General features: G+C 41.2%; 7 protein-coding genes and 4 pseudogenes. 9 read left to right on the plus strand and 2 right to left on the minus strand.

Going from position 1 to position 10634, the window contains the following annotated elements:
- Together ACFIMK_RS09410 and ACFIMK_RS09415 are read left to right on the plus strand one after the other, a co-directional pair.
- Positions 1-1525 (plus strand): annotated as a pseudogene (locus ACFIMK_RS09410) (filamentous hemagglutinin); the annotation flags it as partial.
- On the plus strand, positions 1522-1923 hold the full coding sequence (locus ACFIMK_RS09415) for a hypothetical protein (RefSeq protein WP_375618845.1): 402 nt from the start codon (positions 1522-1524) through the stop codon (positions 1921-1923). The pseudogene ACFIMK_RS09410 and the gene ACFIMK_RS09415, both read left to right, overlap by 4 nt.
- A gap of 102 nt (positions 1924-2025) precedes the next feature.
- On the opposite strand, the gene ACFIMK_RS09420 is transcribed toward ACFIMK_RS09415, so the two are convergent.
- Both ACFIMK_RS09420 and ACFIMK_RS09425 read right to left on the minus strand, forming a co-directional pair.
- Positions 2026-2226, minus strand: a complete 201-nt coding sequence (locus ACFIMK_RS09420; protein WP_015856172.1) for an AlpA family transcriptional regulator — start codon at positions 2224-2226, stop codon at positions 2026-2028.
- A gap of 210 nt (positions 2227-2436) precedes the next feature.
- Positions 2437-3603: a site-specific integrase gene (locus ACFIMK_RS09425; RefSeq protein ID WP_015856731.1), complete on the minus strand. Its 1167-nt coding sequence runs from the start codon at positions 3601-3603 to the stop codon at positions 2437-2439.
- 172 nt (positions 3604-3775) lie between these two features.
- On the opposite strand from ACFIMK_RS09425, the pseudogene ACFIMK_RS09430 reads away from it, so the two are divergent.
- From ACFIMK_RS09430 to ACFIMK_RS09460, 7 genes and pseudogenes are all read left to right on the plus strand, one after another.
- Positions 3776-4180 (plus strand): annotated as a pseudogene (locus ACFIMK_RS09430) (hypothetical protein); the annotation flags it as partial.
- Between the two features lies 1 nt (position 4181).
- Positions 4182-5639: a hypothetical protein gene (locus ACFIMK_RS09435; RefSeq protein WP_375693544.1), complete on the plus strand. Its 1458-nt coding sequence runs from the start codon at positions 4182-4184 to the stop codon at positions 5637-5639.
- Positions 5639-6064 (plus strand): annotated as a pseudogene (locus tag ACFIMK_RS09440) (hypothetical protein). Before ACFIMK_RS09435 ends, ACFIMK_RS09440 begins: the two are co-directional and overlap by 1 nt.
- 1 nt (position 6065) lies before the next feature.
- Positions 6066-6950 (plus strand): hypothetical protein, encoded by an 885-nt coding sequence (locus tag ACFIMK_RS09445; protein WP_375635053.1) that lies wholly within the window; start codon positions 6066-6068, stop codon positions 6948-6950.
- Between the two features lie 11 nt (positions 6951-6961).
- The gene (locus ACFIMK_RS09450) at positions 6962-8416 is read left to right on the plus strand and encodes a hypothetical protein (protein WP_375683042.1); all 1455 of its coding nucleotides are present in this window, start codon (positions 6962-6964) and stop codon (positions 8414-8416) included.
- A gap of 10 nt (positions 8417-8426) precedes the next feature.
- Complete coding sequence (locus ACFIMK_RS09455) at positions 8427-10532, plus strand: glycine zipper family protein (RefSeq protein WP_375683041.1); 2106 nt, start codon at positions 8427-8429, stop codon at positions 10530-10532.
- Positions 10529-10634, plus strand: a pseudogene (locus tag ACFIMK_RS09460) (lytic transglycosylase); the annotation flags it as partial. The gene ACFIMK_RS09455 and the pseudogene ACFIMK_RS09460, both read left to right, overlap by 4 nt.

The raw sequence follows: 10634 nt of genomic DNA on the forward strand, positions 1-10634 counted from the left end.
CTCTGTTTCTGTTGGGTTTGGTGCTGGACAAACGGGTGGTGGGGGCTCCATGAGCGCCTCTTTCCAAAACGATAAATCCTCCAGCGATTATCATAGTGTTGTGGAACAATCAGGCATCAAAGCTGGTGATGGCGGCTTTAATATCATTGTTAAAGATAAAACAACGCTGACCGGAGGTATTATTGAAAGCACCGCGCCGGCAGATAAAAACAGCCTGACCACAGGAAGCATTAGCACCAGTGATATCAGCAACAGTGCCCATGCTAAAGCCAGCAGCCATGGGTTTAGCATTTCTGGGAACGACACGATAAAAAACATTGCCAAGAATGTTTTAAATCACGGCAAAGCCAAGGATGCAGCAGAAGGAGAAACCAAATCTGCTATCAGTGATGGGACTATCATCCTTACTGATACAACTGGACAAAGGGCGATGGGGCAAGATGCTGGANCAGAAGGAGAAACCAAATCTGCTATCAGTGATGGGACTATCATCCTTACTGATACAACTGGACAAAGGGCGATGGGGCAAGATGCTGGACAAATCATTGGCTCTCTCAACCGCAACACCGCTACAGCCCACCAAGCAGTAGAACAGCTAGATGTCGCATCGCTTGAGGGGATAGTACATAATCGCGTAGATATGATCAATGATTTATCGGATGAAGAATCTAATATCTTTGAACAGAGCTTTGTAAACATGTTTATCAAAGAGCATTATCTGGCTACTGTGGATCACGATGAAAATGGCAATGTGATCTATGCAAAAGATGAAAATGGAAATCCTATAAGAGACAGTCATGGAAACCCGCAGCCGCAATATCATTATTTAACGCCTGAAGAACAACAGAATTTACAAAAAGGTTCTGATGGCAAGGTTCATGTTTTTCTCAATGGTATTTTTACAACACCAGATGACGCAGCCCATAATGCGGTTCAGTTGGCTGATAACAAGAATGATCCACACTATTTTCTGATGTTCCCTCATAGCGATTCGTTCTTGGTAGAGTTGTTCATTGCAGGGTATCAGTATGCTCTAGAAGGTAAGTTGGGTATTTTGACCAATTCGACGAAGAAGTACCAGAATCTGTTGTATAGCCTTGGCAATATAGGATTGCATACTGATGCGCATAGCCGTGGCAGTATGACAGCGGGCAATGGATCGCATGATTTAGAAAAGCATGGTGTTCATGGTATAGCAAAGAAAACAACGATTAATTTCTTTGGACCAGCTTATAATACTCAAAACATGGCAGATACGTTATATATCTTAAGTGATGGAAAGCAGGATTACGTAAACTTGGAAAATCATAAAAATGACTTTGTTGGTACAAAGATTGGCAAAAATCCTTACACTTTTGGGCAAATACCTCCTGGAAGTGGTCCTTGGAAAGAAGCATGGCAAATATTTAAGGGCTACCCCAGTGTCCATGCTTGTTATGGTAATGCAGGTTCAATATGTCGACAGGCTTATGGATTACCTAATCGTACGCCAATTTATTCAAAATATTCAGGAAGAAAAAAATGAAACAAATCTTGAAATTATTAAGTGGTCTCATTCTGTTAAATATTGCTGGATGTAACATCGACAAGCCTCCACCAGGAGTTTTGAGTGCATGGGAGAAACCAGGAGCAGATTTTACTGAGGTAGGAAAAGCATTGTTAGAATGTGGTATGCCAACCCCTTATGATGTTTTTCCAGAAAATAGAAAGCTAAGCATCAATGCAGAGGCTTCCATCGATGCTTGCATGATTCAAGCAGGATTCCGCTACAAATGGGGAGGACCATATTGGTGTTATACTTTTAGAGCTGAAAACCTTCCCATTTGTCGTCCAGGTGCTGTCATACCACAGCGCAGTGTCAAGAAGCGTTTGAACAGCCCTTTTTGTAAAAAGTATAAAAATGCACCTGAATGCCAGCCTTAAGTCTTGCTTCAGTAGAGAAAGCCTTGAATTTACACCAAATAAAGCACCAGGTTGATGAGTTTGAGAAAGCCTTGTCCGTCCTTACGTGACAAGGTTTTCTTTTTATGCCGCGTCGTTATAACGTTGCTGTTTTGCTTGCTCGATGACATTCAAAAGATCCGATTGTAACCAACGCGATAAAAAACCAAATTTTAAAGGTTTTGGGAGAGAGCCATTGGTCACATGACGGCGGAATGTTGAGACACTCATATGAAGCAGTTTTGCACTTTCACGGTCTGTTAAAAGAATATCATTTTCTGTCATACTAAAATCCTTTCAAAAGTAAAAAAATGAGAACAAATCATAACTATTTATTAACCACATTTTGGTTCATTTTTGAAGGTATTTTATTTATAGAAAACAATATTTTATTATACAATTTCTGATGTGATAATTTATGAGTCTTATTGAGAAAGAATGAGAGAAAAGAGAGCTAAAGTTATCCACAGATCATGGGGTTATTCATCCCATATCTTAAGATTGACCCGTGACATAAGCCGCCCATTTATCCATATAAACGCGGCGCTGTTCTAAATAGTCAGTCCGACGATAGGCACGCTCTACTTTACCGCCTACTGTATGACTTAGAATAGTTTCTGCGACTTCATAAGGGGCATCGGTTGTTTCAGCGAGCCAATCACGTAAACTAGAACGAAATCCATGGGGGCATGCCTCAATTTTATTGTCTCTCATATATTGAGCCATACAATTTGCAGCGAGGGGACCCCGACCGGTTGCAGAAAAGAAGAAATCATTGCGAGAAAGCAAGCGCGCTTGTTTTAAGATTTCTAATGCTTCTGATGATAGAGGCACGCGAAACTCTTCTGTAGTATCACGTCGACCTTTCATATTTTCAGCAGGGATTGTCCAGATATCGCCATCAACTTGGTCTTTATGAATATGACACAAAGGGTTGGTACGAACGCCTGTCAAAATAAGCAAACGCAAAGCCAGTTGTGTTAAGGTTGATGCTTCGCAAAGTGTTTTATAAAAGGCAGGGACATCTCTCCAATCCATAGCTGGAAAATTTTGCGTTTTATGGCGTTGTTTACCTAAGAGAGCGCGTGCTTTTTCTGTTGCTTGTAAATCAACATCCAAACCCAAAGCAGCCGCATGTTTGAGACAAATATTAAGGCGGGTAAGAGCTTTATCAGCTGTTGCTGCTTTTGTATGCCAAATGGGAGCAAGTGTATTGCGTATCTCTGTTTGTGTAATCTCTGAAACGGGGAGGCAACCTAATTTGGGGAGAATATGGAGTTTTAAGGGTAAAAACCAACGCCCATCTTTACCATCTCCTTTTAGTTCAGCTTTACGGCTTTCAAAAGCATCCAACGCGATATCTTTTAAATAATGGAGATTACTTATTGCCTCACGCTTTTGTTTATTGCGTTCTTTAATGGGGTCACGACCTTCACGAAGAACAGAGCGCCACCCAGTTGCCAATTCACGGGCTTGTTTTAAAGAGACATCTCTCAAGGCACCCAAGCCCATTTCACGGCGCCGCCCATGAATGGTAAAACGGTAAATCCATTGAGCACCTCCATCTTTACGCTTATGAAGTAACAAGCCGGCACCATCATTATATTTGCCAGCTCCCAATGTTGCGACAGCCCTTGCATTAAGACGGTTCATAAGAGCCATTTTTAGTCCTTTCTTATACAAATTTTATCCATACACTCATCCCACTTGTTATGTACAAATGAGTGGTTTTAGTTGATTCAAGATAAACAGATTTGAAATGAGAGAATCTTACGTTATTCGGGATTCTAATTCAATATGAATAACGCTATATTATCATTATAAATCAATGTGTTATCTGAGTTCTGATCAACATCATAAGTTTGCATTGGAGTGTAAGGACCATGTTTCTTTAGAGCCTTTGTTATCATCAGAGCAGCAAGGAACGCCGGTTTGTTACAGTTATTTTGATAGGAAATTACATCTTTATCCCACGCCGGATAAAGCCTATCAGATTCAACTCATTCTCTCTCCATTGCGTTTATCAGAGATAGAGAGTGTTGATGAGGAGCATCCATGGTTTGTGCACGCGTTTGATTTGATTAAGGCGCGTGCAAAATACGAACTTTACAAGAATATCCTTAAAGAACCCGATTGTGCAACAGCAGCGTACAATGACTTTAACGAACAGTTGCATGAATTGCGTGCAGAGACGTCTCAACGTCATAACGTCACTCGAATAATTCCGACGGATTTCTAATATGGTTTATTTTCCAATCGCTGATTACAGACCAGATGTTGCGGTTGTCAACGGCAGTTTTACGGATATGCTTGTGAATGTTTTACCGGCTGATGGCTGTTACATTCCGATGCCTAATGCAATGGTAGTGTCTCATGCTTTAGAAGAAAAGCCGTTGGGGTGCATAGCGTTTAGAAGTGGCAATGGTGTTAAGATAATCGTAGGAGGCAAGCAAAAGCTTTACAGTTATGATAGTCAAACGAAGGGGTGGAAGGACATAAGTCAAAGTGGTGTGACTTATCATGCGCATGAAGATAATCAATGGTCGTTCGCTTTGTTTGGTCAAAGAATTATTGCGGTGAATAAAAATGATAAACCACAAGTTTTTAATACCCATAGTTCTGAACGATTTGAAGATTTAGGAGGCAATCCCCCGAAAGCAGGCTTGGTGAAGGTTTGGGGACCTTTTGTTTGTTTGATGCAATTGACAGATCACCCCAATCGCATTCATTGGTCAGGTTTGGAAGATGCAACCCATTGGACAGTTAAGCAGAAAGATTGCGATTTTCAAGATTTTCCAGATGGAGAATATGTTCAAGGGTCTACGGAATCGACTAATCCCCTCATTTTTATGCGTTCTGCTATTTATGCAGGAACCTTTGTTGCGGGTTCTAAGATTGTGTTTACGTTTCAAAAGATACAAGACAAGCGCGGAGCCCGTAGTGCGTCCTCTATAGCATGTCGAGGGAGTGATGCTTTTTTTGCGAGTGATGGTGGTTTTTATCAGATGAGTTTGGATGGTCAACTTTTGCCGATAGGCTTTGAGAAAGTTGATAGAACAGTTTTTAAAACCTTTGATAAGTTTGCTCTTGATGAGATGCAAGGGGTTATAGATCCCATTGATAACCGGATTTACTGGTCCTTAAAGAGAGGCAATAACGAGCAAACGACCTTTGTTTATGATTGGGGATTGCAGAAATGGTCGACGCTACAGGGAAAACCTTTCACGTTGTTTCCAGTATTTACGACAGGTTATACTTTAGAACAGTTAGATGAGATCTCGATCAATCTTGAGACATTGCCGGCTTCTTTAGACAGCCCTCGTTGGCAAAGTGGCGCCCCAATGCTTGGTGCTTTTGATGATGAAAATAGACTTGTTATGTTTACGGGAGCACCGATGGAGGCAACGGTTGTTTCGCAAGAATTGGGAGCACCAGATGGAAGTTTTAACTTTATCACGAAGATGTTTGCTGAAGTTGATACGACGGAAGGTCTTTTAAGCATAGGAGAGCGTCGTCTTCGCAATAATCAGACGCCGATTACATGGCACCAAGAGAGGGCATGTTCTTATCTTACGGGCGCTTATCATGGTCGTTCGCGCAATCGTTATCACCGCTTTAAATTGCGTATTCCTGAAGGTGTTCATTGGAACCAAATCACAGGATTTAATGTGGATTTACGTCCTTTAGGCAGAGGGTAATGGCAAAAGTCTTTTTGACCACGTCTTGGGATATGGAGCGTATAGCACCATACCTTGAAGACATCATTGCGTCGTTTCGCGAGTATGTGGAACGTTTTAAACATGAAATCACGTTGCAAGAGCTCATTGAAGCGATTTGCAGTGGCAAGAAACAGTTATGGCTTGTTTTGGATGATGACGAGCGCTTTTTAGCGGCATTCACGACCCAGATACAGCAGACAGCTTGAGGAAAGAAGCGCGCACTGATTTGTGAATGTAGTGGCAAGGGCGTTCTTGATCAAATTGATAATTTGACATTTGTAGAGGATTGGGCGCGTGAGAATGGGGCTTTTGAGATAGAGATTTTAGGGCGTTTAGGTTGGAAACGTGCACTGAACAAACAAGGTTATGGCATAGATATGCTTTATTATAGGAAGGAATTGTGACATGGGGAGCAGTAGACCAGCAACGACAGAACAGAAGCAGGTGCAGACAAGTGCCCCTCCTGCTTGGATGCAGAATGTCTTTAAGCGAGGTGGTGCGGATGCGTATAATCTGTATGATACAGGGGCGGGTGGGAATGTTTATGGCGGTCCTCGTGTAGCGCCGTTAAGTGATCAAACGCGCTATGGAATTGGTGGTCTTGGAAGTATTCCACAGCATTATCAAAATCGCTCTTTGATGAATACGATTTACAATCCAACGTTGACAGCAAGCAATCTTGGAAGAGTGGCTTCTGGTGATATGGTTGGACAGAATCCGTCTTTTAATGCCGCCCTTCAAAATAGCTTAGACCGTGTAAGAGATACGATTAACAGCTCTTTTGCAGGTGCGGGTCGTTATGGGTCCGGTGCACATGCAGGTGTATTAGCAAATGAACTTGGTGCTTTGTCCACAAGTGCTACAGCAGACCAGTATAATCGTGATGCGGATCGCATGATGCAAGCCAATGCCATGATAGACCAAGCCAATCAAAATCAATTGGGCGCCTCAAATAACTTCTTACAGGGTTATGGGAATGCCTATTCCAATGCCATACAAGGGGGAGGTGTGCTTGATGCCCACAATCAACGCCTTGTTGATGCCAATAGAGAACGTTGGCTGGAACAAGACAATAGCGGCTGGAATAGGTTGAATATGCTTATGAACGCCGGTCATGGCTTTGCAAGGAATTACGGCACGACAACGAATAATAATACAGCCTCTATGATGCAAGGCAACGACCCTTGGAAGAATTTTGCGACAGTAGCAGGTCTTGCGACAAGTTTTATGGGTATCCCTGATATTTCTAAACCTTTTGGCGCATTTTTAGGCAAAAAATTCGGTGTATAGGAAAGAAAGAAATGGAAAAAAGTTCTTGGTTCGATAACATTTCGCGTTTTTTTATTCCTCCTGATCAAGGTGAACATCCTTTAGTTAGAATGTCTAGAATAGGAGCAGATGGTTTAATACAACATAGTACACATCTCCCACCTACATTAAAACGCAATAGAAGGAGATGGTCTACAGTTCAAGAAGAAAGAGAACGCCAAAAGCGTGAAGAGATCTATGGTCGAAAGCTATTAGGAATGGTTATTCCGAAGATTGGTGAGAGACCTATTGATAAAATGAATCTGTTGCAGAGAGTCATACAGCAGCATCAAGGTCCTGCTACTCCTAGTGCAATTTCTATTGATAAACCGTTTGAGAGTGGTTCTCTTGCGCCTTCTCAAATAGGAACTATTGTTCCGGATGGAGTATATCATGAGAAGAAGGAACCTTATGTGGTTCCTGAAGCAGAAATACCATTTGGTGTTGGTAATCATCCACCACTCCCTAATGCACAGGAGATTAAACAACTTACGCCTATAGTAGAGGCAGCTTCAACACCACAGTCACAAACTTCTCCAGTAGATACTCGAACTGGTTTTGAAAAGTTTGTCCAGTCTGATTTTTATAAAAAGCTTCAAGATCTTTTTGCAGGTATGTCGGCAGCACCGTCAGGCGGTTCTGGGTGGGATGCGCTTGCAAGTGGTGTGAAGCATCTTAATGAAGGAGATAAGGAAAGAGGGCAGGTTAATCAGACTGTCGAGTATCTAAAGTCCAAAGGCTATAGCGAAGAAGAAGCGCGGTTCATGGCTGGGAATAAAGATGCATTGAATGCTTTTCTATTACAAAAAGTGAACGGCGGTTATGATGCTAGATCTAAAGAAGAAATGGACCGCCTACGAGAAACAATAGATCTTAAAAATAGTGAAGCTATCAGTAGTAATACACTCCATGACATTGAACGTTTTATGAATTATATAGAAGAGAATGGTGATTGGGCTACGGGAAATCTTGCTGATTGGCAAGCTTCTTTTAAGATTCCTCAACACCGTGATATGCGTTCACTGCTTGATTCCATTAAAAACCGTATAGGTATTGACCGTTTAGAAACGATGAGACGGTATTCACGCAATGGTGCTTCTGGTTTTGGTAACCTTACAGAAAGAGAGCTTGATATCTTAAAGAGCTATTTAGGAGAGATAAAGTACGACTTGGGTCATAAAGAGCTCTTGTTTAGGTTGAAAAAAATCCATCAGATTTTGGCTAAGATGAAATTAGACGTATTGAAATTGCTAGAAGACAGCAGCATTGAATTAACGCAAGAGAGTGTTGATAAGGTTACCTCACAGTCGCATTCTAAAGCTCCACAGCAAGGACATAGTGCAAATGCGCCTGTAGTAAAAAGTGCAGAAGAAATTGAAGCCTTACCGAAAGGAGCAGATTTTATTGTTATTGATGCCGATGGTAAAAGAATGACTATAAGAAAATAGGTTGTGTTTCATGTCTGAACTTAAGAATTATGATAAGTCACTTCTTCCTGAATGGGCTAGAAAGTATAAGGTTATTGGTATTGCTGAAGATGTTCAAAAGGAAACAAATTATCCTGAACTTAAGGATTATGATAAATCACGTCTCCCTGAGTGGGCTAGGAAATATAAAGTAATTGGTCCAGTTCAAGATATTCCAAATACTCAAGAAACATTCAAAGATTTTGCATTTGATGATAAAGATCTTACGTGGTGGGATGCTGTTAGAAGCCATGGTACATCTGGTCTTACAGCAGGGTACAGTGATGAGATACAAGCGGCGAATGAAGCAGGTTTTACGGATTATTGGCGTGGTGATAAGAAAGCAGTAGAGGTTTATAACAGAAGAGTAGCCAAGGAACGCGCTTACCAAAAAGCCTTGGAAGAGAAATATCCATGGTTGTCTTCTGGTGCTTATATTGCTGGTTCGATTTTACCAACATTAGCATCTTTGGGTATTCCCGCATTAAATTTTTTGCGAGCAGGCTCGACTTTAGGAAGTTTAGGTAGGGGAGCTATTGTTGGGGCAGGTTCTGGAGCTTTACATGGTTCTGGTGCAGGAAAAGGTTACAATGATACGGTGAATTCGGCATTAGCCGGTGGTGTTGGTGGGGCAGTTTTGACGCCGGTTGCTGCTTTAGGAGGTATGGGTATTTCTAAGGCAGTTCGTAGTTTAGGAAATGCTTTAAAGTCACCTCCTGTCGTGAGGAATTATTTTAATCCTGCTCGTAAAGAGGTTTCAAATAAAGCTTTGCGAGAAGTTGCCAAGCAACTTTACGATAATAAAACCCAAAAGATCACGGAACGTCTTAGCTCAGAACCTCAGGAAGTATTTTTGACAGATATTAATGAAAAACTACGACAGACTTTGTGGAATGCGTCTAAAACAAATGAAGATGTTTATAATCTCTTGAAACAAGCGCATGAGAAAAGATTAGGCGGTTCTGTTCAACGTCTTGATGATATGATGGAGCAGACGATTGTTCCATACCAGCATAGCGATATTTTAAGCAGGACACTTAAACGGCAAGGAAAAGAGGCTCATGATCATCTCTATGAACAAGCGAAGCAAATTCCAATAGGAAAAGAACATTATCCAGCTCTTAATAATTTTTTTGAGAATAAAGGGTTTCAAAGAGCTCTCAAAGAAGCTGTTAAGACTTTAGAGGAACACCCCCTCAGTATAAATCCTAGACGATTTTATAATAGAAAGTTTAGCAGTATAAACTATAAACCTACGATAGAGTTATTAGATCAAACCAAGAAGTCTCTTGATGATTTAATCGAAAAAAGTAAGAAACATGGCGATAACCAGAAGGTTTTAGGATACGAAATCCTCAAACAAGATTTAGTAAAAATAATGGATCAAATCTCTCCTACTTATCAAGCAGCGCGTGGTAGTGCAGCAAAATTCAAAAATTTTGCAGATAGTTTTGAGAAGGGTAGACAAGCTCTAGGCACGAAACTTGAAAAGAGTATTGAAAGGGATGCAGTTAAGGAAAATCTTTCTAAAGGGAATTGGACAAAACAAAATAATACCTATCAGATGGGTATGAGAAATGCCTTAGATGATTTACTCAGAAAAAGTGATGACCCTATTAATGAATTTTCTAAACTTTTAAAACAAAATCTTGCGTCTGAGAATCTTGAAAGGACCATAGGACCGGAACGGTTTTCTACTTTTAAAAAGGCAGTAGATCAGGAGCAATTCTATTCTGATGCAGCAAAAGAGGGTTTTAGCAAATTTGAAGGCACTCCTGAGGTTTCTCTTTTTGATGGAGTTCGTGTACCACATAGTATTCCTGATATACCAGCTCAAGGCTTAAAATTAGCACGAAACATATTTTTCCACCCGAATGCTCCAGAGGCGCTACGGGCAAGACAAGAGCTAGAGCGCGGTATAGCGAAGTTAGCAACTTTTGGCGTTAAAGGAATGGAGCGCAATGAAATTGCCAAATTGATTCAAAGTGCTTTGAAGTGGCATAAAGCCGGTGTGATAACGGATGAAGGCTTGAAGATTGTTTCTAGAGCTGTAGCAAAAGGGTTAGGTCCTAGTGCTTCAATAGAGTACGCGAAATGACCCGTTCTAGTCCTTCTGTTAATCAAGCGATACGGCAAACGGCAGCGCGTTATGGTTTGCCAGAGAGTTATTTGTACCGTGTTGCGCAAGTAGAAAGTGGAG

It is taken from the genome of Bartonella sp. AP280QHHD, assembly GCF_042196125.1.
Taxonomy (GTDB): domain Bacteria; phylum Pseudomonadota; class Alphaproteobacteria; order Rhizobiales; family Rhizobiaceae; genus Bartonella.

Coding starts and splice junctions, on each gene's coding strand:
- ACFIMK_RS09415 (WP_375618845.1), top strand. CDS start 1,522: ATGAAACAAATCTTGAAATTATTAAGTGGTCTCATTCTGTTAAATATT.
- ACFIMK_RS09420 (WP_015856172.1), bottom strand. CDS start 2,226: ATGACAGAAAATGATATTCTTTTAACAGACCGTGAAAGTGCAAAACTG.
- ACFIMK_RS09425 (WP_015856731.1), bottom strand. CDS start 3,603: ATGGCTCTTATGAACCGTCTTAATGCAAGGGCTGTCGCAACATTGGGA.
- ACFIMK_RS09435 (WP_375693544.1), top strand. CDS start 4,182: ATGGTTTATTTTCCAATCGCTGATTACAGACCAGATGTTGCGGTTGTC.
- ACFIMK_RS09445 (WP_375635053.1), top strand. CDS start 6,066: ATGGGGAGCAGTAGACCAGCAACGACAGAACAGAAGCAGGTGCAGACA.
- ACFIMK_RS09450 (WP_375683042.1), top strand. CDS start 6,962: ATGGAAAAAAGTTCTTGGTTCGATAACATTTCGCGTTTTTTTATTCCT.
- ACFIMK_RS09455 (WP_375683041.1), top strand. CDS start 8,427: ATGTCTGAACTTAAGAATTATGATAAGTCACTTCTTCCTGAATGGGCT.